Source organism: Eubacterium sp. SB2 (assembly GCF_001244405.1).
In the GTDB taxonomy this organism is placed as follows: Bacteria; Bacillota; Clostridia; order Lachnospirales; family Lachnospiraceae; genus Faecalicatena; species Faecalicatena contortus_B.
Genome location: NZ_LN865153.1, coordinates 1,126,335 through 1,149,355 on the forward strand (window position 1 = coordinate 1,126,335; position 23,021 = coordinate 1,149,355).

19 protein-coding genes are annotated in these 23,021 nt (G+C 45.5%); 5 read left to right on the forward strand and 14 right to left on the reverse strand.

The genetic code is table 11. The annotated features are described in order from the left end of the window. Positions 1–22: 22 nt before the first annotated feature. The 3 genes from BN1938_RS17335 to BN1938_RS17345 are packed head-to-tail and all read right to left on the reverse strand — an operon-like array spanning position 23 to position 3,247. On the reverse strand, positions 23–1,090 hold the full coding sequence (locus BN1938_RS17335; protein ID WP_050641772.1) for an aminopeptidase: 1,068 nt from the start codon (positions 1,088–1,090) through the stop codon (positions 23–25). 30 nt (positions 1,091–1,120) lie between these two features. Continuing rightward, positions 1,121–2,431, reverse strand: a complete 1,311-nt coding sequence (locus BN1938_RS17340) for a cytosine permease (RefSeq protein ID WP_050641773.1) — start codon at positions 2,429–2,431, stop codon at positions 1,121–1,123. A gap of 30 nt (positions 2,432–2,461) precedes the next feature. Then, positions 2,462–3,247: a carbon-nitrogen hydrolase family protein gene (locus BN1938_RS17345; protein WP_050641774.1), complete on the reverse strand. Its 786-nt coding sequence runs from the start codon at positions 3,245–3,247 to the stop codon at positions 2,462–2,464. Between the two features lie 142 nt (positions 3,248–3,389). Between BN1938_RS17345 and BN1938_RS17350 the strand changes: the two genes are divergently transcribed. Further along, positions 3,390–4,322 (forward strand): LysR family transcriptional regulator, encoded by a 933-nt coding sequence (locus tag BN1938_RS17350; protein WP_050641775.1) that lies wholly within the window; start codon positions 3,390–3,392, stop codon positions 4,320–4,322. Positions 4,323–4,363: 41 nt separating this feature from the next. Here the strand turns inward: BN1938_RS17350 and BN1938_RS17355 are convergent, their stop codons facing one another. Together BN1938_RS17355 and BN1938_RS17360 are read right to left on the reverse strand one after the other, a co-directional pair. Next, positions 4,364–5,962 (reverse strand): OPT/YSL family transporter, encoded by a 1,599-nt coding sequence (locus BN1938_RS17355; RefSeq protein ID WP_050641776.1) that lies wholly within the window; start codon positions 5,960–5,962, stop codon positions 4,364–4,366. A 49-nt stretch (positions 5,963–6,011) separates the two neighbouring features. Further along, positions 6,012–6,683 carry an AroM family protein gene (locus BN1938_RS17360; RefSeq protein ID WP_050641777.1) on the reverse strand — a complete coding sequence of 224 codons (672 nt, stop codon included), beginning with the start codon at positions 6,681–6,683 and terminating at the stop codon, positions 6,012–6,014. Between the two features lie 275 nt (positions 6,684–6,958). On the opposite strand from BN1938_RS17360, the gene BN1938_RS17365 reads away from it, so the two are divergent. After that, positions 6,959–7,930 carry a LysR family transcriptional regulator gene (locus BN1938_RS17365; RefSeq protein WP_050641778.1) on the forward strand — a complete coding sequence of 324 codons (972 nt, stop codon included), beginning with the start codon at positions 6,959–6,961 and terminating at the stop codon, positions 7,928–7,930. A gap of 20 nt (positions 7,931–7,950) precedes the next feature. Here the strand turns inward: BN1938_RS17365 and BN1938_RS17370 are convergent, their stop codons facing one another. Then, positions 7,951–9,825 carry a PEP/pyruvate-binding domain-containing protein gene (locus BN1938_RS17370; protein WP_050641779.1) on the reverse strand — a complete coding sequence of 625 codons (1,875 nt, stop codon included), beginning with the start codon at positions 9,823–9,825 and terminating at the stop codon, positions 7,951–7,953. Positions 9,826–9,966: 141 nt separating this feature from the next. Then, entirely contained in the window at positions 9,967–10,935 is a 969-nt protein-coding gene (locus tag BN1938_RS17375) for a LysR family transcriptional regulator (RefSeq protein ID WP_050641780.1), read from the reverse strand. Positions 10,936–11,058: 123 nt separating this feature from the next. Here BN1938_RS17375 and BN1938_RS17380 point away from each other — a divergent pair, with 123 nt between their 5' ends. Next, the gene (locus BN1938_RS17380; RefSeq protein WP_050641781.1) at positions 11,059–12,342 is read left to right on the forward strand and encodes an aspartate aminotransferase type Ic; all 1,284 of its coding nucleotides are present in this window, start codon (positions 11,059–11,061) and stop codon (positions 12,340–12,342) included. 28 nt (positions 12,343–12,370) lie between these two features. Further along, positions 12,371–13,630, forward strand: a complete 1,260-nt coding sequence (locus BN1938_RS17385; RefSeq protein ID WP_050641782.1) for a Glu/Leu/Phe/Val family dehydrogenase — start codon at positions 12,371–12,373, stop codon at positions 13,628–13,630. A gap of 303 nt (positions 13,631–13,933) precedes the next feature. Here the strand turns inward: BN1938_RS17385 and BN1938_RS17395 are convergent, their stop codons facing one another. The 3 genes from BN1938_RS17395 to glf all read right to left on the reverse strand — a co-directional run bounded on the left by BN1938_RS17395 (position 13,934) and on the right by glf (position 16,330). Further along, positions 13,934–14,653 (reverse strand): protein kinase family protein, encoded by a 720-nt coding sequence (locus BN1938_RS17395; RefSeq protein ID WP_050641784.1) that lies wholly within the window; start codon positions 14,651–14,653, stop codon positions 13,934–13,936. Positions 14,654–14,809: 156 nt separating this feature from the next. After that, positions 14,810–15,217 (reverse strand): GtrA family protein, encoded by a 408-nt coding sequence (locus BN1938_RS17400; RefSeq protein WP_050641785.1) that lies wholly within the window; start codon positions 15,215–15,217, stop codon positions 14,810–14,812. Between the two features lie 15 nt (positions 15,218–15,232). Next, positions 15,233–16,330, reverse strand: coding sequence for a UDP-galactopyranose mutase (gene glf, locus BN1938_RS17405; protein WP_050641786.1), 1,098 nt, complete (start codon positions 16,328–16,330; stop codon positions 15,233–15,235). Between the two features lie 418 nt (positions 16,331–16,748). Between glf and BN1938_RS17410 the strand changes: the two genes are divergently transcribed. After that, a complete protein-coding gene (locus BN1938_RS17410; protein WP_050641787.1) occupies positions 16,749–17,981 on the forward strand; it encodes a 6-phosphofructokinase in 1,233 nt (410 codons plus the stop codon). A 128-nt stretch (positions 17,982–18,109) separates the two neighbouring features. On the opposite strand, the gene BN1938_RS17415 is transcribed toward BN1938_RS17410, so the two are convergent. The 4 genes from BN1938_RS17415 to BN1938_RS17430 are packed head-to-tail and all read right to left on the reverse strand — an operon-like array spanning position 18,110 to position 23,014. Beyond that, positions 18,110–19,468 (reverse strand): 8-oxoguanine deaminase, encoded by a 1,359-nt coding sequence (locus tag BN1938_RS17415; protein ID WP_050641788.1) that lies wholly within the window; start codon positions 19,466–19,468, stop codon positions 18,110–18,112. Between the two features lie 12 nt (positions 19,469–19,480). After that, positions 19,481–20,398 carry an ABC transporter permease gene (locus BN1938_RS17420; protein WP_242843884.1) on the reverse strand — a complete coding sequence of 306 codons (918 nt, stop codon included), beginning with the start codon at positions 20,396–20,398 and terminating at the stop codon, positions 19,481–19,483. Then, positions 20,399–21,460: an ABC transporter permease gene (locus BN1938_RS17425; protein WP_082203052.1), complete on the reverse strand. Its 1,062-nt coding sequence runs from the start codon at positions 21,458–21,460 to the stop codon at positions 20,399–20,401. Next, positions 21,461–23,014: an ABC transporter ATP-binding protein gene (locus tag BN1938_RS17430; protein ID WP_154253272.1), complete on the reverse strand. Its 1,554-nt coding sequence runs from the start codon at positions 23,012–23,014 to the stop codon at positions 21,461–21,463. Between the last annotated feature and the right edge of the window lie 7 nt (positions 23,015–23,021).

Genomic DNA, 23,021 nt, shown 5'->3' on the forward strand with positions numbered 1-23,021 from the left:
TTAAACTGAATACACGGGTTTTCTATTCATACTCTGCAATGCCAAGCTTTTTGCAGTATGATATACAGGTTTCTTCTTTGTATATGCCGTTCTCTTCAAGAACTTCCCCATCCAGGATGATGGTAGGCTTAGATACCACTCCGTCCGTGTGGGATGCTGCATCCCAGAATGCCCCCATCAGGCTGGCCCCCTGGCTTCCGATGCCGAATTCTATGCATCCAAAGATTCTCTCGTCTTCCACAATTCTTCCTGTGGCCTTGCGCACACCCGGGTTAAATCCGATTGAATAATGTGCCAGGCGGTACATATTCGGGTCGTTAAACGATGCCAGCCACTTCTTAAAAATCTCAGCCTGTGCACCGCCTGTAATCTCTGTCACGCGGCCTTCCTTGAATTCGAGCCTTACCGGATCTTTCAAAAGCCCAATCTCACTCGGCGGGAACAGCGCTGCGTCAAATACCAGCGTACCCTCGATCGTCTCCTCCACCGGGCACCAGCTTACCTGTCCGCCGAGCATCACAGGATAGCCCTTCTTTGTTGCGAGCTGTCCGGAATGTTTTACTTTTCTTCCCTGGTTATAAGCCTTCAGATTTGTTCCGTTTGCATCACGCACAATGATCTCGTTAGATGCCTGCACCTTCTGCGTCAGGTACTCGCCAAACTCAACCACTACATCGTATTTTACTCTACCTACAGTGTTTACCAGCATGATCGTATCCATACCGCAGAGACAGGTATACCTTGCCCCATTTGCTATAGCTTTCTGGAAGCACGGTGTATGCATAACACAATAATATGCAAACTCGATCCATACATCTGCTACAGCCACCGCATTCGCAATTGGCAGGAATGGCTCTTCAAACGCCTTGCCTGTTGTCGGGTATTTGATCATGACCGGATTGGCTCCGATGGTGTATGCTGCGCTCATCACCGCATCGACCACTCTCATATCAGTCGAAGTGTCCGCTGTAACCACGACGGATTCCCCCGCTTTTACAAGCATGACATCTTTCACAAGTTTCATGGCCGCACGCTGCACCTCATAAGACTGATACGAATCTGTCATTTCAACGCCGATTGGATATTCCATTTCCATCACTCCTTCTTTTAAATTGTTTTTTTACTCAAACATACCCTCGGTAAATTTATCCGGAGCAGTTTTTGCCTTAATTTTCATTGCCGCATAGTAAACAATACCGGTGATCAGCAGGGACTGAAGCGGCGGAATGCCGATCTTCACTACATAAGTTGTCACATAACCCACTGCCGTTCCAACCACCATAGCCAATGTGGCCATAAAGTTCCATCCAAGTTTGTCTACCCAGTTTTGTTTTCTTGCAAAGAAATCCACAAACATAACTCCTGCAATTCCCGGATACAGCAGTGCTGCCAGGCTCAGCAGGTCCTGGAAGTGCTCCAGGATTCCCCACAGAGAGAGGATAATTGATAATACGGTACCGACCAGTGTTACAGTCGCTCTTCCTTTATTAGACGTCACATTTAAAATGTTTGAAAAAGAAAGTCCCATTGTATAGTTGTTCACCAGCTGGCTGGTCCATGATGCAAGCCACAGCACGATGAATCCCCATACCGGGAATCCCAGATTCTGCATGACTGCCACGATATCGGCAGTTCCGTTTCCTGCTGCCATAATAGCGCCGATAAATACAAGCGGGATGCCGATTGCAATAATTCCGAGAGGAATCAGGATGTTGTCTTTCCACTTTGGTTTTGCATATCTGGTATAGTCCGCTGCGATTACAAACTGGGAAACATTCATGCCCAGCAACATAGTAACACCTGCCGCAAAAGAAATATCCCCGCTGCCCTGATAGTTCATAATGTTGGACCAGCCCACATTCTTCAGTGCCAGATAAATACCTGCCACGCATAACAGCAATCCACAGGGTACTGCGAGATAATCCGTCCATTTCATGGAAGAATATCCGATAATAGACGGTATAGCAAACAGAAATCCAACGATAATCGTAACAATCGCCCATGCAATTCTGTTCGTTGTATAATCTATCCCCAGTATAACACAGAGTGCATTTCCTGTAACCGATGTCTGGATCGCCCACCAGCCCATACTGATGACCCCAATCACAAGCGCTATGATGAATTTCGCCTGCTTGTCACCAAATCCCTGTCGTGCAATTACAGAAGAAGACAGCCCTGTCTTTGCTCCTATGTACCCGCTCAATGTATTGCCGCCCCAAGTAAGTATTAAAAATGTAAACAGTACAACCGGAACCATCCCCTTGATTCCAAACGCCCCGATCAGCGTTGCACCAATCATCAGAATCGGAACACAGAACTCGAGTCCGCCGAATATAACCGCCGGTGTAACCCAGTTCTGCCGCTGATCCAGCGGCACAGGTGTCATCGGCTCGTCCACGATTGCTGCCTTATCTTCTTTTTTCTTGCCCATATTCTAGTATCCTCCTAAGTCCCTCATTCTTTATAGTTTGCTGTAAACTTCATACCTCTTCATATTCCTCCAGGGAATACCTTTCCTTGCCTGCTCAAGTTTTTCTTTTTCCAAAACGACCCTCGCATAAGCCTCATCAGTGGTACAAAGCCTCATCAGTGTACTCCCGTCCGGATTGGACACGGTCGAATTGCCGCAGTACTGCGCATCTCCCGATGCCCGGTTCAAAGAAACTGTATATACCTGATTCTCCGCTGCCCTCATCTTGCTGCACGTGGTAAATAAATCTTCCCACCCAACGCCCCATGCGCTCGGATAAATTATGACATCCGCATCTTTCTTCTGCGCCAGCGGTGTGGAAACCTCCGGAAATCCCTGATCCGCACAGATCAGCAGACCGATATTCCAGCCCTTGAACGGCACTGTAACAAGCTCATCCCCTTTCTCAAAAAAGTCATTTTCTGTGTCCCAGAGGTGGATCTTGCGGTATTCTCCCAGCAGTTCTCCCTTTTCATTCCAGATGCAGGCTGTATCATAATGTTTATCGCCCTCCGGCACATGGATTCCCGCCAAAATCGCAATTCCATACTCTGCTGCAAGTTCCGAAAAAAATGCTGCCTCTCTGTCAGACAATACAGCGCTTTCGAAATCATAACCACTGATGCACAGTTCCGGGAAACAGAGCAGGTCAATATCCCCGGCCGCATGGCTTTCTACAGCCTTTCTAATCTTTCTGCGGTTATCTTCAACCTTTCCCTCCAAAACTGCCATCTGCACAATCCCCAGTTTCAGCAATATCTCACTTCCTTTCCCCATCTTAAAATATTTTTTACGATGGCTTTCATTTGTATTGATATTACCACAATTTTTGTATAAAATGAAATCACATAATTTTATGACCTAATAAGTTCCGATTATATGGTTAATTACCAGAAAATTCAGAAAGGATTTATGCAAAATGTTAGATCAAAAACTGGACACATTCCTCATCCTGTGCGAGACCAGGAACTATACTCAGACGGCAAACAGGCTGAATATTACACAGCCCGCTGTCACTCAGCACATTAAATTTCTGGAAGGATATTACAAGACCAAACTTCTGTATTACGATGAAAAGCGCCTGCTCCACCTGACCGAGCATGGGAAACTGCTCCGCTCCTACGCCCAGACGATCAAATCAGACTCCCGGATTATAGAACGAAAGCTCAAAAATCAGCCCGAACAGCCTGATGAACTCAAACTTGGAACACTGACCACGACCGGGGAATCCCTTGTTCCGCATATGGTTGCCCAATACCTGAAAAAGTACCCTGACAAAAAGGTTAGCATGTATCTGGGGGAGGCGGATGCACTTCTGCAGCAGCTCAAATCGGGCCGCATTCAGTTCTGTATTATAGACACCTATTGTCCGCCTCTGGAATATGAGAGCTGCGAACTCTTTGAAGCCGACACAATCTGTGTCTGTTCACCGGAGCACCCGCTTGCCGGCAAGACCGTCGATTTCAAGGATCTCAATAGTTACCGGCTGATTTTCCGAGAAAATGACACCAACTCCCCCCGGAACCTGATGAAGATTCTCCATGCACACAACCAGGATATCGACAGCTTCCGTTCTTATGTTGAGATCGGCACGATCAATACTGTGCAGAAAATGGTCATGGAAAACGTTGGAATCTCTTTTATCTACCGCTTTGTCGTGCAGGAGAACCTGGAAAAAGGCCTTCTAAGCCAGATACATATACGCAACTTTTCGTCACATTCCATGTTCAACTTTGCATGGATGAAAAACAGCTTTTTTACCCCCGGCAACATGCAATTCCTGGAAGTATGCAGAGAAGTCCTGAATTCTTCCATTTTTCAAAATAACGGTCAGTTTTCTTCGCCCTCCTGAAGAAAACTGACCGTTTCTTTTTCACGCCGTCTGTCTGCCGGCTATTTTTTCGCTTTTCCCAGCTGCAGGGTGGACGTAAAGAAACTATATAGGGCTGAACCTGCAATAGAACCTGCACCAAGAATGTATAGGATACTCTGTCCTTCTTCCCCCTTCATCTTAACAACGATGATTCTGAAGATCAGGGCTACGATAACCGTGATACCCGTAATTGTGGTACCAACAAGAAGTCCGGTTGCAAACAGGACACCCAGCTGCTTCTTCGGACCGCCGATAAACTGGATAATCGCACCCGGTATCGCAAAGATCAGCAGCCATTTCGCAATCTCAGGGCTGGAGCCGGCATCAATTGTTGTCACAAATGTACGGGAAACCGGTGCAAACATGTCCTGTTCGAAGTATGTATTAAACATCGCAAGAACAACAATAAAAGCTACACCGAATGAAATAATTTCCGCGATATACTGCTGTTTTCTTCCCGCACGCTCAAACTCAGGATCCGCACCGTTTCCACGGAGAATATATCCGCACTTTAAGTCATACGCCATGTCAGAGAATGCCGGTCCTGTAGCCGCCGTATAACCTGCCAGTATTCCCAGCGGAATCTTCGGAAATCCTATCATCATACCTACAAGCAGGAAGATCAGGGCCGTGGCAAATCCGGGGAACCATCCCGAATGCATCGCCGACATCCCTACGATCAATTCTGATGCGATTGCAGAGAACGCTGCAAATATTACCCAGATAATCAGTTTCGGAACGGACATCTCAGCATACATGCCAGATACCACCGCAAGACCGATCGCAACTACAACATATGCAATATAGCCTTTGGCAAGAGCCCCTCTCATATCGGCAATACTGCTTGTAAACCTGCCGGCAACGCTATTCTTGCCATCTTCCTTTTTGAACAGCATAATCCCAACCTGGATCAAAGCTACAAGGCCTGCACCGATCATGATGCCGTGAGGCACATAGTATTGGGACATATTAAACTGATTGTCGTTACTGATACCTATTACAAGAGCACCCACTCCAAATGCACCAAGCGCCCACATATCACCGATCCATGTAACGCCGAGAAGGTCGGTCGGAATTCCCAGTGCTTTTCCGACAATACCGATGCCCATACCTACAATAAGCAGCATTGCTTTTTTGCCCTTATTGACTACCGCCAGAATGGTCTCTGCAGCCGCAATTCCAGGCGGCCATGGCTCATCTGCAGGGAACATCGGAGTATCAAAGGTCTTATAAAGTATGGTTGCATCAATAATGGTTGCTAAAAGCACACCTACCAGCATAGGAACCACCAGCTGCATTTCCCCCATCAGGTATGGAATACCAATGGGAAGGATCAGGCTGTTAGCCGCAGAAAAAGTTGCACCTGAAATCGATGTCTGCACCAGGTTCTGCGCATGGATATTCTTATACTTTTTAAATATTGCAAGCGGTATCCTGGAGAGGATAATTGCAAAAAGTGCACCTACGATAGACGTATTCGTGCTGATACCGACACGTACGATCAGCTCCATCCCGATGATCGCACCCAGAACTGCAAGTATAATGTTCAGGATCAAGATCGCCGGACTTAACGCTAACGGATGCTTCTGTCCCTGTGTCCCGTTATTTTGTTCGTTCATTAAAACGCCTCCTTTGTGTTAAACTCTGTTAGTTGTAAACCTGTGTTGCTTAAATGTCTAACATTTCGCTGACGGTCCTTGCCAGAGTTGTCCTGCAGAGCAGAACAGGCTTCTTCGCGATGGATGAAACAATGCTTTTCGCCTCTTTTGTAAAACCAATACAATCCATCACAATCAGATCCGCGTCAATATCCCTTGCTTTTTCCGCAGCTTTCCGCACTTCAGCCATATCTCCATAGGGGTTTGCCGGTATGGGAGTAACTTTCTCCATGATCGGCCCCCACTGGTCATATGCCTGCTGCACCTGTTGTTCATCAGGTGTTATCACTATGATGTTGGAGTTTTTGCTCAATGCCCGAGCCAAACCATTCAAAATCTTTGCCGGATACACAAGCGGTACCTTTGCTTCAAATATGTCCGGAAAAGTTCCTGCACAAAACAGCATGATGAGAACCGCCCCCTGCTCTTCCAGCCTTGAGATGCAGGTCTGCATCCTTTCCAGTATAAAACTTTCTCCGAATTTGGCAAACGTACCATCATTTAAACGTGAAACAAGAACATAATCTGTTTCCAGAGGTGCCATAGACCGGATCTGTTCCTTTGTCAGCCCGTCCAGTGCACCTGCCTGCAGCAATTCCACCCCCTCGCCGAATATCGGCAGGATATCAGGTGTTACATCCACCCTAGGTGATTGCCCGATTGTAACCGCTCCAATCTTCATCAACCCACCTCCTTTTTCTTTACATCCTCCTTCCCTCAGACACCATAGCAATTATTATACAAAAAGGGACTTATCCTATGTTTGTAAGATAAGCCTCCTTGCTGTATGCTCTTATGTAGTTAGTACCTTGATTTTATCACATAAAAATACTAAAATGAAATTAGATTATTTTATACCCCGATAAGTTCAAATTATAGCTCACTGTTTACACCCTGTGGTCAGAACAGTAACGATTTTAGAACTTCTTGATATACCGCCCAGAAAGGACTTTTACCATGTTAGATTTAAAACTTGAAACCTTTCTTGTCCTATGCGAGACAAGAAATTATACACAGACGGCAAGTGTTCTGAATATTACGCAGCCCGCGGTGTCCCAGCACATCAAGCATCTTGAAAATCATTACCAGGCCAAACTGCTTTATTACGATGATAAACGCCGCCTGCACCTCACAGAACACGGAAAGCTTCTGCGTGCATTTGCACAAACGGTACAGTCTGATTCACAGCAGATCGCGGACCGTCTTAAGGCAGATCCGAAGGAACCGGAGGAGATCAGAATCGGTACAATTACGACAACAGGGGAATCCCTGGTTCCTCACATGGTAGCCGAATATCTCAAACGCTTTCCCAATAAAAAAGTCAGCATGTATCTCGGCGAAGCCGATGCACTGCTGACACAGCTGCAGAGCGGACGTATCCACTTCTGCTTTACGGATATCTACTGCCCCCCGGACGAATATGAAAGCGCAGAGCTCTTTGAGTCAGAGACAATCTGCGTCTGTTCCCCCAGGCATCCCCTTGCCGGAAAAACGGTGCAGTTCGAAGAACTCAACAAATACCGACTGGTATTCCGTGAAAATGACACCTACTCCCACCGCAACCTGATCAAAATTCTGCATGCGCATAACCAGGACATCAATACCTTCCGCTCCTATGTGGAGATCGGAACCATCAATGCTGTCAAAAAACTGATCATGGAGGACATTGGAATCTCATTTATCTACCGTTTTGTCGTACAAGATGATATCGATGCCGGGCGGCTCAGCCAGATACATATTCATAATTTTTCATCCTTCCATCTCTTCAACTTCGCCTGGATGAAAAACAGTTTTTTTGCCCCCAGCAGCCGGCAGTTCCTCGCCGTCTGTCAGGAAAACATGGATCATCTCAAGGGCGGTGTTTCCCCGGTCAGACACACAGCGGAAGGGCCGGAACCGGGGAGCGCCGCAAGAAAGCCCTCCCGTTGACTGCCGCACCTCTCCGGCCGTTATCTGCTGTTTTTACCGAGCCGGCAGACTGCCCTGCCTTCTTTTGCATCCAAAAGCAGGCTGGTGCCGGTTCCCGATACATCATACACTTTTATAATATGCGACAGCTCCTCTTCCTTTGGCCAAAGCTTAGAAAATACATTTGGGAAATGATTCAGTAATTCCGGCTGGTACAGCCTGGTTTTGCTGTTCTCGTTAATTGCCCCATAATAAACGTCCGCCTCCACCAGGTCCTGGAACATATGGCTTCCATAGGAAAGCTCCGGCCGGTAGCCCGCCTTACTGTATGCCACTTCGCATATGGCAATGAACTGGCTGATATCTGCATAGACAACCGGCACACCCAGTTCCGGGGATGAGGTTCCGATCCGGCCAGGCACAAGAAGCATAAGCTTTTTATCTTCCTCCTCGTAATGCTGGTTAATGCAGCTGATCATTCTTCCCACATCGGGCTTTTTCGTATAAGGATACTCATAATATGCCTGCGGATCCACCCAGACAATGCAGTCCAGCGCCTCTTTCTTCGAGCGCCTCATAGAAGTCCGGCGCACATCAAATAATAGTTCATCGTCAAGCCCTTCCGGTATCTCAACCTGCTCGGACGCAGCAACCTGCAGCGGACGGCACTGTAGAAGATTCACCTTCCAGACCCCCTCCCCGGGACTTCTGACGGCAAATTCCACATCCACCGGCCTCTCATATTCTGTCTCCAGCATCTTCAGAATCTTCCTCATCATCTTTATAAAATCATTATTCTCAACCAGACCCTGGCAGTCTGCAAAGTATACCTTTCTGAACTGCCGCCTCTGGGACAATATATATTCCGCATCGCTGTCCCTGCTTAAGACCAGCTTCTTCTGCCAGTCTGTCAGACTAGGAATGACCGCTTCTAGCATTTTCGTACACAGTCCCTCCCCGGAGAGATCCAGTACATCTACCTGGCGCTGGGAAAACTTATGCCGGTCTGCAATCGTTGTCCGGATATTCGCCTGCGCCCGGTCCATGCCCACAAGACGAGGGTAATCCCCCGGCGTCCTCTCCACCGCTCTGGTTCCAAGCCCCATCACGATGCGCAGCATTCCCGCATCCGGATTCATATGTTCCATCCATTTATAAGGGTTGTAGGAACATCCCATCCCCGCAGCCACCGGAAAATACAGATCGCCATACCTTTCTCCTTCTACCTTCTGAACCAGGAGGGCCATCTGCTCATCCACATCGAGCAGCTTCCGCTTTCTTCTATATTCAATCGCGGACGGATTCATTGTGCTGGCATACACCTGGCGCACCGCATTCTCCAGTTCCTCAAGACGCGCCTTTTCGCAGCCCTGATTCATGCAGAAAATAGATTCATATTTTCCGGAAAAGGCATTCCCATAGCCGTCCTCCAAAAAACTGCTGGAACGCACAATGATCGGTGTAGTTCCGTAATGCTGCAGGACTTTCTTCAGTTCTTCCCGTATTGCTTCCGGAAATACACCGTTTAACAGCCTTTTTTTCAGCTCCTCAGCCTCCTGAAAATGTTCTTTCTCCCGACGGTGCTTTTCCCGGAGTTCCATGCAGTCATTCAGTTCCAGATACTTGCAGAACACATCCGAACCTATAAAAAAAGAATTGTGCGGTTCTATGTAGTCTTTGAATTCGGGCAGACGCACTTTGATCAGCTTCCGTGCCACTAAAAGCCCGCATGCCTTCCCTCCGATCAGCCCCTCTCCGATTCTGCGCTCCCACACCTTTCTGAAATCCTCTGTAGAAAAATGTTTTAATATCAGCCGTTCCATCCGCGCTTCCTTTGTCATAAGGCTGTTGCATACCGTTTTCTTCTCTTCCTCTGTCATCTCTTCCCTGCCAAGCAGTTCTTTCCATATATTCATATAAGAACTCCCCCTTTCCGCGATGCTCTGTGCTTCCTTGTTTACCGGCACATCAATTCTTGTCTTAAACTAAGTGTAAATTATACCGGGCAAAATAGCAAATCATTTCAGATTATAGCAGGTATAAGCAAATGGTTATAATTATTCTGCAGCCTGCTCCGCCCCGATCTTTATCCCCGGCAGCGCCATTTTCATGAATTCAGTCATGCATCTTGTCAGATATTTATTCTTGCGGTAATACAGATAGACCTCCCGGACTGCTTCCGGATCATCTATTTTATAATAGATGATGTCCGCGTCCGGCGGCAGGCTCTTTACAACCGTATCGCTGACAAAAGAGGCGCCCATTCCAAATTCCGTCAGATGGTAGGTGGTCAGAAGCTGGTTCAGCTTTAAGGAATAGTTCAGCTGCACTCCCGCCCTCCGGCAGATAGCCTCCACCCGCTCTCTTGTATCATTGTGGGCCCGCAGTACGATAAAGGGATCATCCTTGAATTTTTTCAGCGGAACGCCGGGAAACTGCGGCTGCAGATGGACATTTTCCCTCACATCATCCACGCTCAGCCGGTATTTTGTCGCCCTTTTATTACTGTCAAAAGAAGCCGGGACCGCCAGCAGCAGGTGCTCTTCCATGAAGATTTTCTTTTCATAAATAGATTCATCCAACAGATAGTTATCAATAATAATATCCAGTTCCCCTGCAAAAAGCTTCTGCTCCAGAAGCGGCGTGTGCCCCTCGAAAAGGCTTACCTTTACATTGGGATAAGTATCACGGAATCTGGAGATAATAGGTGGAAATATAAACGAGGAGAATAGGTATGTACCTCCCACAGAGAGATGCCCGGTCTTGAGTTCGTGCAGATTTCCCACATAGTAGGCGAACTCATCTTCCAGATCCATGATTTTTTCAGCCGTTTTTATGTACCGTTTCCCGCAGTCTGTCAGCTGGATCGGGTTGGTGCTCCTGTCAAAAAGAGGCATTCCCACTTTGTTTTCCACCTTTTTAATCATGGCGCTGAGTGCCGGCTGGGATATATACAGGTTCTCCGCAGCCTTTGAAAAGCTTCTTTCTTTATATACTTCATACACATAGTTCATTCCGCTGAACATACCATTCCCCCATCCTCATAAGCATTTAGTTATATTAACTATATAAATATAAATATTTGTTTTTATTCTATGCTATTTCTATAATAAAATCAAGAAAAGAAACAACGCACAAGGAGGACATTAATGAAAGCAATCACAGACTATTCAAGCGAAGACCTGAACGCTTTACTGAAGGACCTGCAGATTCAGTATCAGGAAGCCCGGGCGCAGAACCTGAATCTGAACATGGCGAGAGGCAAGCCTGCAGCCGCCCAGCTGGACCTGAGCAATGAACTGCTTAACAAAATGGAAAACTATACCCTGGCCGACGGTACCGATGCCAGAAATTACGGTATCTTAGAAGGGATTCCTGAGTGCAGACAGCTCTTTGGAGAGCTGCTTGGCCTGAACCCTGATCAGATGATAATCGGTGGAAATGCCAGCCTCAACCTGATGTTTGATACACTCAGCTTCCTGTGTCTGTTCGGAACCGGCGGCTGCAAACCCTGGGTCTGGCAGAAATATAATGGCACTCCGGTGAAATTTCTCTGCCCGGTTCCCGGTTATGACCGCCACTTCAAGATCTGTGAGGAGCTAGATATCGAGATGATATCCGTACCGTTGAAAGAAGACGGGCCGGACATGGACATTGTGATGGATCTGGTACGCAAAGATGCCTCCATCAAAGGAATCTGGTGTGTGCCGCTCCACTCGAATCCACAGGGCGTTTGCTACAGCGATCACGTTGTAGATCAGCTTGCTTCTATGGAAACTGCAGCAGATGACTTCCGGATTTTCTGGGACAACGCTTATGGCATACATCATATTTATGAAGAAGTCCCCTTGAAAGATATATTAAAAGCTTGTAAGGATGCCGGACACCCGGAAAGAGCGTACTATTTCTTCTCCACCTCCAAAATCAGCTTCCCCGGCGCAGGAATCTCACTAATCGCTTCCGGCCCGGAAAACATAAAAGAACTAAAAGAGCATATGTCGGCACAGACCATCGGACATGATAAACTAAACCAGCTGCGGCATGTCCGGTTTTTCAAAACACCCGAAAATATTAAAATCCATATGAAAAAGCTGGCGGAAGAATTAAGGCCTAAATTTGATATGGTGCTGGATAAGCTGGATCAGAACCTGTCAGGAACCGGCCTTGCATCCTGGAGCACGCCAAAAGGAGGGTACTTTGTATCCCTGGATACACTCCCGGGCTGTGCCAAACGCACGGTAGAACTGGCCAGGGCTGCAGGCGTTACACTGACAGGAGCAGGGGCCACATATCCGTACGGAAAGGATCCGAAGGACAGCAACATCCGTATTGCCCCAACCTATCCTGTCATTGAGGAGCTGGAAAAAGCAATGGACATCTTCACCATCTGCGTAAAGATTGCCGGAATCGAAAAAATAATGAAACCAGATTAAATTTTAGTTCATGAAAAGGAGAATCATTATGGGACAGTATAATCCTTATGACAACGTATTAAAAGTAGTAAAAGAAGCGGCCGACATTCTGGGATATTCAGACAGTGACATCGAAGCAATCAAATATCCCGAAAGAGAGTTAAAGGTAGCCATTCCGGTACGGATGGATGACGGAACCACCCATGTTTTTGAGGGCTACCGCATCCAGCACTCTACTTCCAGAGGACCTGCCAAAGGCGGAATCCGTTTTCATCCGGCCGTAAACCTGGATGAAGTAAAAGCACTGGCAGCCTGGATGACTTTCAAATGTGCTGTTGTCAACATCCCATACGGCGGCGGAAAGGGCGGAGTTGTCTGTGACCCGAACAAGTTATCCGAAAATGAAATCCGTGCCATCACGAGAAGATTTACCGCCGCTATCGCCCCGCTGATCGGACCGGAACAGGACATTCCTGCTCCGGATGTAGGAACTAACGCAGCCGTTATGGGCTGGATGATGGACACCTACAGCATGTTAAAGGGACACTGTGTACACGGCGTTGTCACCGGAAAGCCAATCGAGCTCGGCGGTGCGCTTGGGCGTAACGAGGCGACAGGGCGCGGCGTAATGTTCACCACCAAAAACATTCTCAAAAAGCTGGGCCAGGATCCAAACGGAGCCACCGCGGCGATCCAGGGAATGGGGAATGTGGGAAGCATAACCGCAAAACTACTTTACAAGGAAGGCATGAAAATAGTGGCTGTCAGCGACGTATCCGGCGGAATCTACAAGGAGGACGGCCTGAATGTCCCGGCTATCCTCGAGTACCTGTCCAAAGACCGCAGAAATCTGCTGAAAGATTACAATGAAGAAGGAATGAGCCGCATTACCAACGAAGAACTGCTTGAACTGGATGTCAAAGTTCTGATACCGGCTGCACTGGAGAACCAGATCAACGCCTCTAATGCAGACCGGATCAAAGCAAACATCATCGTAGAGGCGGCCAACGGGCCAATCGCCGCGGAAGCAGACGAAACATTGAATGCCAAAGGGATTGTCATTGTTCCGGATATCCTCGCAAACGCCGGCGGTGTTGTAGTTTCTTACTTTGAATGGGTACAGAATATCCAGTCCGTAAGCTGGACAGAAGAAACGGTTAACGAGAAGCTGAAAAACATTATGGATCCCGCATTTGAAGCCGTATGGAATATCGCAGAACAGCAGCATACAACGCTTCGCACAGGCGCTTACCTGATTGCAGTAAAACGTGTAGTAGATGCGAAAAAGGCAAGAGCAATCTGGCCGTAAAAATTCCTAATAGAACTAAGACCGGGGCAGAATCACAACTGCCCCTTCTGTTTGTTCATAGTTTGTTCATTTATCATTAAAAAAACTTTCATTTTCTACTCATGCTTTCTTCATTTCTTTTGAATATACTAAATATATCAAATGAAGAACAAAACATTTGATACTGACATTCGACAACAGGTGCAATACTATTTGAATAAACTTTTTCATAATACATGCCGGGAGCCGCAAAAGCGACTACCCGGCATCCTCCCTTTTTAAGGAGACTTTTCTGATATATCTGTTTTACCACCACTTTCCCCCTTACCTATATATCGGCTCTTCTATAGCCTCCCTTCCGGATTCTTCCACAGTATCTTTACATGCAAGCGCTTTGCCAGCCCATACTGCCGTCAAAAGCACTACAATGGCTGCTATAATAAGCACACTTTTTTTCTGCTTTTTTTGTATCTCATATTTTTTACTGCTCACTTTGGGTAATTCTTTCAGAACTTCTTTCAGATTAACATATTTTTTCTTCGGGTTTTCACCGAGACATTTTTCAATGATTCCAGACAGAAGGTATTCTTCCCTTCTTGAAAGAGTGATCACCGGCTCTGCGCGGGCCAGTATAAACTGCATGGTTTTTCCCAGACTATACAGATCCATAGAAAGCCTGGTATTCTCTTTGATATGGATGACCGGTTTTACAAAATGCTCACGCATAGCCGGCTTCTGCATATTCTGCAGGACAAATCCATTGCTTTCCGCACTCAGGTCCAGCAGAAAAATTTTATTTTCAGCTGTTACAAGGACGCTGTATGGATTCAGATACCGGTAGCACTGATCCCTTTTGCATCTGTGGTACTTTTCCAGTTCCCCTGCCAGCATTCCAAACCATCTGAATACCTCATCCTTTGCAGGCCCGTCTGCATCCTGCATCCTATATACCAACAGCCTGCCAGGAATGCAGTCCATGACAATGCGGCATTTTCCGTTATGCTCTACAAACTTGATAACCTCATATTTTCTTTCTTTAATCAATCATACTCCTTTCTGCAGCTTTTTCTTGATTGAGATACTTATCAGAACCGATGGTGAAACAAACTTTGAAATGTAAAATCAGACCTATCAGAATACTAGTATCTTACTTGATCTGCACAAAAAATGCAAGCACTATTGTGCCTGCATTTTTACCCTCTACTCTTCTTTTCCGTTCTCCAGAAATATCTTTCTGGTGATAAAATTATATACCATTACAATAGCAGTTGCGCCGATCTTGGAAATCATATAGAATATCCCCAGTTTATCAACACAGATCCACATGATTAACTGATTTATCCCCAGCCCGACTATACTCAGGATGATAAATACCACAAAATCCTGCTTTTGGCTTCTGTTTCCTGTGACATTGAATACCCAGTGGACACTCAGCAGATAATTGTAGATCACAGAGATCGTAAACGATACCGCACTGGAAATCAGATAATTAATCCCGCACAGTTCCGTCAATAAAATCATAATCCCGTAATCGATGAGAAACGCGCTTCCCCCGACCACCGCAAATCTGGTAATCTGCTGCCACAGGCTTGTCTTCTTATCATTCATCTTATCCGCCTGCCCTTACATTTCTTCCAGTCTGTTTAAGGCCGCTTCCACAACCTTGTCCATGTCATAATACTTGTAATCTCCAAGCCGCCCTCCGAATATCACATTCTTCTCCCGGGCCGCCAGCTCTTTGTACTGTTCAAACAGACTGTTATTCTTTTCGTCATTAACCGGATAATAAGGATCCATTCCTACAGACCATTCTGAGGAGTACTCTCTGGAGATCACGGTCTTTTCCTGTTTGCCGAATTCAAAATGCTTGTGTTCTATGATTCTGGTATAGGGAACTTCCCGCTCTGTATAATTCACCACCGCATTGCCCTGGTAGTTGTCACAGTCCAGCACCTCTGTCTCAAAACGCACAGAACGGTATTCCAGCGCCCCGAGTCTGTACTCAAAATATTCATCTATCATACCGGTAAAAATAATGGTCTTAGCAATATCCGGGTTTTCTTTTCTAAAAGTAAAAAAGTCTGTGCCTGTCCTGACTTCAATTCCTTCCAGCATCTTCTCAACAACTGCCGTATAGCCCCCCATCGGAATCCCCTGGTACCTGTCGTTGAAATAATTATTATCATAGGTGTATCGAAACGGCAGTCTTTTGATAATAAATGCCGGAAGATCCCGGCAGTCTCTCCCCCACTGCTTTTCCGTATATCCCTTGATCAGCTTCTCATAGACATCGCGCCCGCCCAGAGACAAGGCCTGCTCCTCCAGATTCCGGGGTTCTGTAATATTTGTCTCCGCAACCTGCTTTGCGATCATGTCTTTCGCTTCCTGCGGAGTCCGGACCCCCCACATCTTGCTGAATGTGTTCATGTTAAAAGGCAGGTTGTACAGCTCATCTTTGTAAACTGCAATGGGAGAGTTAATATAATGATTAAATTCCGCAAACTGGTTCATATATTCCCACACTTTTTTATTGGATGTGTGGAAAATATGTGCTCCATATTTGTGTACGTGAATCCCTTCTATGTCTTCGCAGTAAATATTTCCTGCTATGTGGTCACGTCTGTCAATCACAAGGCACTTCTTTCCGCTTTTATTCAGTTCGTGGGCCATCACAGCGCCGTACAGACCTGCCCCCACTACCAGATAGTCATACTGATGCATTTGTTATCCTCCTAAATATAAGTCCTTTTTATGCGGACTTTTCTCACTTTGTCCAATATTATAGCATTTTCAGGGCATTCTGTACATAGAATGACTTGATAAATCCGGACATTCCACAATCCGCAGTCCTAATCTTCATAATTATTTGTAACAGTTCAGACAAATCTGAACTGTTACGCATCCAGCACATTGAAATTCGCCAGCGTCGAAGAGCTGGATGCCTGCAACCACCATGTTTTCGTACGGTCTGCGCAGTAAATGCGCAGACCTGTCTGAACCGTTACATTATTTTGCACATTTCCACAACTTATTATATTTTTTCGTTTACAAATTGGTCATTATGCACTAAAATGGATATAAATCGTTTTCTTTATCAGGAAACGAAAACTACTATAATCGAGAGACGGAGGTAACAGACATGAAAGGAAATGTAATCGTCGGCCAGTCCGGCGGACCAACAGCAGCAATTAATTCTAGCCTCGCAGGAGTATACCGCACGGCCAAGGACCGCGGAGCCAAAAAAGTATTCGGAATGCTGCACGGGATTCAAGGCCTGCTGCAGGAAAGATATATAGATATGGCGGATTTTATTCAAACAGAACTGGATGCGGAATTACTCAAGAGAACTCCCGCAGCCTTTCTCGGTTCCTGCCGTTATAAACTCCCGGAGATTCACGAAAACATGGAAGTGTACGACAAGATTTTTCAGATTCTGGATAAACTCGAAATCGAAGCTTTCATCTACATCGGCGGAAATGATTCCATGGATACTATTAAAAAATTATCCGACTACGCCATTGTCACAGGACATCCCACCCGCTTTGTGGGCTGCCCCAAAACGATTGATAATGACCTGGCGCTCACCGACCACACCCCGGGCTATGGAAGCGCCGCCAAATATATCGGCACATCCGTGAAAGAAATCATCCGCGACAGCTTCTGCCTGGAATATGAAAAGGGACTCGTATCTATCGTAGAGATCATGGGACGCAACGCCGGCTGGCTGACAGGCGCTTCTGCGCTTGCAAAAGGCGAGGACTGCGCAGGTCCGGATCTGATCTATCTCCCGGAGCTGCCTTTTGACATTGAGACATTCGGCGCCAAGGTCCGTGAACTGCTCGCCAAGAAACCCTCTGTTGTCATTGCCGTTTCCGAAGGTATCCGGCTCAAGGACAACCGTTATGTGTGCGAGCTGGGACAGAGCATTGATTTTGTAGATGCATTCGGCCACAAACAGCTCTCCGGTACAGCCAACTATCTTGCCAGCTATATCGCAGGTGAGGTCGGCTGCAAGACCCGTACAATAGAACTGAGCAGCCTGCAGCGTTCCGCATCCCACTGTGCCTCCCGCGTGGACATCCTGGAAGCGTATCAGGTAGGCGGTGCGGCGGTAAAAGCTGCAGATGAAGGCGACTCCGGCAAAATGGTCGTCCTGCAGCGCCTCTCCGATGACCCATATCAGAGCGGCACAGAGGTCAAGGACGTACACAAAATAGCAAACGATGAAAAGCTCGTCCCGAGAAACTGGGTAAACAAAGAGGGCACCTACGTAACCCAGGAATTCCTCAACTACGTGCGTCCGCTCATACAGGGCGATGTCTCCCCGATCGTTGTAGACGGAATCCCACGCCATCTGTTCAGGCCAATATAAAAGCTGTATAGAATATATAACAGAAAAAGAGGAGGAAATGAAGCACTTTCATTTACCTCCTTTTTTTAATTTGCATCATTCCCCGCACAGCCATACATTTCCACAGGAGTTCCGCTGTAAAAAATATGTTAATTACACAAATAATTTTTCGAAACTTGATGTGCCTCCTCAATTAACCGGCCTTCTTCCAAAGCAGTCAGCTTTCCCTCGCTTACAGTTATTTTACCTGCTACAATTGTATAATCGACCGGCTGTTTATACCCTACTGTAGCAAGCATGGATTTCGCATCTTCCATCGCTCCAACTAACTCCAATTTCCGTGTGTCGATCATAAAACAGTCTGCCTGCTTTCCAATTTCAAGACTCCCGATATCTTTACGACCAAGAATCTCTGCGCCACCTCTAGTTGCCATTTTCAGAATCTCATATCCATCTGGTGCATCAGAGCTTGCCTGCAGTCTATGCAGCAGATATGCTGCCCTCATTTCCTCTAAGAGGTTAGATCCATCATTACTGGCACTGCCGTCAACCGCAAGGCCAACTCGGACTCCAATACGGAGCATCTCAGGAATCCGGGCAACTCCTGATGATAATTTCATATTTGAAATCGGACAATGTGCAATCCCGGTATCTGTTGATTTTAACAATTCCAGTTCCCTGTCATTAAAATGAATTCCATGTGCAAACCATACATCTGGTCCCAGCCAATTCAGTTTTTCCATATACTCTAATGGTCTCATCCCTATTTTTTCCAGCATATAACATTCTTCTTCCTGTGTTTCTGCCAAATGTGTATGAAGGCGCACGCCAAAGTCTCTTGCAAGCTGCTGAGACTCTTTCATTAGATCTTCTGAAACGCTGAACGGAGAACAGGGCGCTAACGCAATCTGACGCATAGACCCTTCTGAAATGTCATGATACCGCTCAATTAGTTTCTGAGAATCCTTCATAATTTCTGAGGTTGTCTGCACAACCGCGTCCGGTGGAAGTCCACCGTCCTTTTGACTGAGATCCATACTTCCCCTTGATGCATGAAATCGAATTCCCAGCTTATTTGCCGCCTCAAATTGACTTTCAATCAGATGTCCCCCATTTTCCGGAAATACATAATGATGATCAAAGCAAGTCGTGCAGCCATTTTTCATCAGTTCACCAGCCCCAACTAGTGTGGCATAATATACTATTTTTTCATCTATATTTTTCCATATTCCGTATAAATATCGCAGCCACGGAAACAACTCCATGCGCTGAACCTCCGGAAGATTACGGCTAAATATCTGATACAAATGATGATGTGTATTGATCAGCCCCGGATAAACCACAAAGTTTGTTCCATCAATTATTGTTTTTGCCTTTCTGCCCTCTGAACCAATATAAGAAATTTTTCCTTTTTCTATATACATATTCACATGAGAATATACCTGGTCATTCTCATCGCATGTAACAAGATATTTTATATTTTTAATAAGAATACTTTCCTTTTCCATATTCCTCACCCTCTAGTCTTTGATGTCACCAGAAGCCTGTGGCCCCTTCGCTTTTCCACCTGCAAGGATCAGTACAAACATTGTCAGCAGGTATGGAAACATTTGTAGAAATTGTTCCGGTATATCCAGATCAAGCGTAATTCTAAGTGCCTGTGAGAATGCAAACAACAGACTTGCCCAAAAAGATCCCAGTGGATTCCAGCCTCCAAAAATCGTTGCTGCAAGGGCTATGTATCCTCTTCCCGCAACCATCTCTTTTACAAAAAGATTGCTTTGCACGATAGACAAATAGGAACCGGATAGACCGCATAACATTCCGCATACTATAACTGCAATATACCGATATTTCGTAACGTCCACTCCTGCAGTAGACGCCGCTTTCGGATGATCTCCTATTGTACGAAGGCGCAGGCCCACTTTTGTACGATACATCACATACCACGAAATGGCTACGATCAATATAGTGATATACAAATACGGGGACTGTTCTTTAAATAGTGGACCGATCACTGGAATCTTATGTAAAAAAGGAACCGTCACAGTTGGAATCTGCGCAACTTCTCCACTCAATCCTTCTTTGTCCCAAATTGCTTTGCATAGAACAATTGTCAATCCAGAAGCAAAAATATTAATCCCCACACCACTTACGGCTTGATTTGTATGGTATCGGATACAAAAAACCGCATGGATCAGGCCAAACACTCCCCCCATCATGATAGCAGCTAAGGTCCCCATCCAGGGTGATTGAAATACAGAAGTTCCGATTACCGCACCTAACGCACCAGCCAGCATCATACCTTCAATACCAAGATTTATGATCCCGCTGCGTTCACAGATTACACTTCCTATGGAAGCCAGAATAAGCGGAATTGCCATTCTCAACGTCACTAACAGCATATTCATAGAAATGAGATGTTCCAAATTATCCACCTATTTTGCCCCCTTTCCCTTTATGAAAGAAACAAGTTCAGGCGTTGCTACAAACAGGATCACCAGCCCTTGCATTACCTTGATCATACTGGTAGATACCCCTGCTATGTAGCTCATTTTCATTGCCCCGGACTCCATGATCCCAAACAATAGTGCGCTCAATAGAACTCCTACAGGATGATTTCTTCCTAACACTGCTACTGCAATACCAGTGAAGCCATAACCCGGAGAAAAGCCATCCACAAATTTCCCTGTTTTTCCAAATACTTCTGTAATACCTGTCAGTGCAGCTAAAGCGCCGCTCACGGCCATTGTCATGATCACTGTCTTTATCATTCCAATGCCAGATGCCTGGGCTGCTGTACCATTCTCTCCAACTGCCCTGATATTGAAACCCGCCCTTGTTTTACTAAAAAAGAGATATAATAAGACAGCCAATAGGATTCCGATCAAAAATGCAGTAGTTAATTGGGACTTAGGCACTAATTTTGTAAGCATATATTTATCCCCAATCGCAGCAGTCTGTGCAACGCTGGACTTTAGATCCTGTATAGGGCCATGCACACAATAACTGGCAAAAAACTTTAAAATATAATTCAGCATAATGGCTACCAAGACCTCATTGATATTCAATTTTGCTTTTAAGAATCCAGTCACCCCGCCAGCAAGCCCGCCTGCTAACATCCCCGTAACAAAAGCTGCTGCTAATACCAGAGCCCTGGGCATTCCCTGCATTTGCAATGCTGTGACTGTTGCCGCAAGTCCTCCAATATACAGCTGTCCTTCACAGCCAATATTAAACAGTCCCCCCCTATTGGAATATGCACATGCCAATCCTACAAACACTAACGGTATGGTTTTGCCCAACGTTGTAGCCATCGAATTTCTGGAGCCAAAAGCGCCATCAAGTAATGCCCGAAAAGCCTCAAACGGGTGATACCCAGAAGCTAACATAATAACAGCAGTTATGAATAATGATAAAATAATTGCAATAGCTGACAGCAATAAATTTTGCAGTTCAGGCAGCATTATATAACTTGTTCTTTTCCCCTTCACCCCCATTTATTTCCCGCCTTTCTGTCCAGCCATCAAAAGACCTATGGCCTCTTTTGTAAATTCTTCATTTTTTTTCAGAGCCATCACTTCACCTTTGTATAATACTGCTATTCTATCACTGAGCTGAAAAATATCTGTCAGCTCTGCAGAAATTAATAAAATAGCTTTTCCTTGTTTTCTTAATTCTAATAATATTTCATGAATATAATGAATAGCACCTATGTCCAGTCCACGTACCGGTTGGCAAACAAGCACAAAATCTGAATTTTTTTCCACTTCACGGCTTAGGACCATTTTCTGTTGATTTCCGCCTGATAAAGAACCAACGGCCTGTTTTTCGTCTACAGCACGCACATCATATTTTTTCATTGATGCTGAGGCCATCTTATTTAAGTATGTATAATTAATTAGTTCCTTTTTTACAAACTTTTTATTAAATTGATTTCCTAATAAATAATTGTCTAAAATTGAAAAATTAGATAATATAGCCCTTTGATGCCTTTCCGATGGGATATAACTGATCCCCTTCTCTAAGCGTTTTCTAGTGGACCATTTTGTTACGTCCTCCCCTTTGATTACTATGGATCCCTCTTTACATTTTTGAAATCCCATCAAAATTTCTTCCAGCTGCATCTGGCCATTTCCCTCTACACCAGCAATTCCCAAAATCTCTCCCGCATGAATATCAAAAGATACTGTCTCCTGAGCATTTTCTAAAATACGTACTTGATTGATAGAAACGACTGCCTCCCCAATATCATTCGGAAGCCGTTTCAGGTTAAAAGTCACCTCATGTCCGACCATTCTGTTCGCAAGAGCCTTTATAGTCACCTCTTTTGTGGCAGCACTATATACTGACTTGCCCCCTCGCAAAACTGTAACAGAGTCCGAGACTGCTTTTGTTTCATTTAATTTGTGTGTAATAAATATAATGGTCTTTCCCTGTCTTTTTATGTCCCGAAAAATGTCCAGCAGCTGTTCCACCTCCTGTGGTGTAAGCACAGCAGTCGGTTCATCTAAAATAATAATTTCTGCCCCTCGATAAAGTGTTTTCAATATTTCAACACGCTGTTTCATACCGATAGACAAATCTGAGACTTTATCTTCTACATTTAGTCCAAAATTATAACAATCTGAAATTTGCTGTACCTGCTGAATGCTTGTCTTTCTGTCAATCGCAAATCTGCCCGGTTCATTCCCTACCACTACATTTTCCCACACTGTCAGTGCATCTACGAGCATGAAATGCTGATGCACCATGCCAAGTCCACATTCGAATGCCTTCTTTGCCGAATGCTTTACAATATCTTTTCCATTTATTTTCAGAGATCCTTTATCTGCCTTATATAAACCAAACAGTATATTCATGAGAGTTGTTTTCCCCGCACCGTTTTCTCCAAGCAGACAGTGTATCTCCCCTTTTTCTACCAAAAAGTTGATCTGGTCGTTTGCAGTGAAACTCCCAAAACGTTTTGTAATATTTCTCATTTCTACAGCTAACACCGTTGTCACCTCAACTATTCTCTTATAAAAAAGAAGATGTTCCCCGATACAAAACATCTTCTTT

Excerpts from the sequence above, each read along its gene's own strand:
- BN1938_RS17335 (WP_050641772.1), bottom strand. The coding sequence starts at position 1,090 with ATGGAATATCCAATCGGCGTTGAAATGACAGATTCGTATCAGTCTTAT.
- BN1938_RS17340 (WP_050641773.1), bottom strand. The coding sequence starts at position 2,431 with ATGGGCAAGAAAAAAGAAGATAAGGCAGCAATCGTGGACGAGCCGATG.
- BN1938_RS17345 (WP_050641774.1), bottom strand. The coding sequence starts at position 3,247 with ATGGGGAAAGGAAGTGAGATATTGCTGAAACTGGGGATTGTGCAGATG.
- BN1938_RS17350 (WP_050641775.1), top strand. The coding sequence starts at position 3,390 with ATGTTAGATCAAAAACTGGACACATTCCTCATCCTGTGCGAGACCAGG.
- BN1938_RS17355 (WP_050641776.1), bottom strand. The coding sequence starts at position 5,962 with ATGAACGAACAAAATAACGGGACACAGGGACAGAAGCATCCGTTAGCG.
- BN1938_RS17360 (WP_050641777.1), bottom strand. The coding sequence starts at position 6,683 with ATGAAGATTGGAGCGGTTACAATCGGGCAATCACCTAGGGTGGATGTA.
- BN1938_RS17365 (WP_050641778.1), top strand. The coding sequence starts at position 6,959 with ATGTTAGATTTAAAACTTGAAACCTTTCTTGTCCTATGCGAGACAAGA.
- BN1938_RS17370 (WP_050641779.1), bottom strand. The coding sequence starts at position 9,825 with ATGAATATATGGAAAGAACTGCTTGGCAGGGAAGAGATGACAGAGGAA.
- BN1938_RS17375 (WP_050641780.1), bottom strand. The coding sequence starts at position 10,935 with ATGTTCAGCGGAATGAACTATGTGTATGAAGTATATAAAGAAAGAAGC.
- BN1938_RS17380 (WP_050641781.1), top strand. The coding sequence starts at position 11,059 with ATGAAAGCAATCACAGACTATTCAAGCGAAGACCTGAACGCTTTACTG.
- BN1938_RS17385 (WP_050641782.1), top strand. The coding sequence starts at position 12,371 with ATGGGACAGTATAATCCTTATGACAACGTATTAAAAGTAGTAAAAGAA.
- BN1938_RS17400 (WP_050641785.1), bottom strand. The coding sequence starts at position 15,217 with ATGAATGATAAGAAGACAAGCCTGTGGCAGCAGATTACCAGATTTGCG.
- glf (WP_050641786.1), bottom strand. The coding sequence starts at position 16,330 with ATGCATCAGTATGACTATCTGGTAGTGGGGGCAGGTCTGTACGGCGCT.
- BN1938_RS17410 (WP_050641787.1), top strand. The coding sequence starts at position 16,749 with ATGAAAGGAAATGTAATCGTCGGCCAGTCCGGCGGACCAACAGCAGCA.
- BN1938_RS17415 (WP_050641788.1), bottom strand. The coding sequence starts at position 19,468 with ATGGAAAAGGAAAGTATTCTTATTAAAAATATAAAATATCTTGTTACA.
- BN1938_RS17425 (WP_082203052.1), bottom strand. The coding sequence starts at position 21,460 with ATGGGGGTGAAGGGGAAAAGAACAAGTTATATAATGCTGCCTGAACTG.
- BN1938_RS17430 (WP_154253272.1), bottom strand. The coding sequence starts at position 23,014 with ATGTTTTGTATCGGGGAACATCTTCTTTTTTATAAGAGAATAGTTGAG.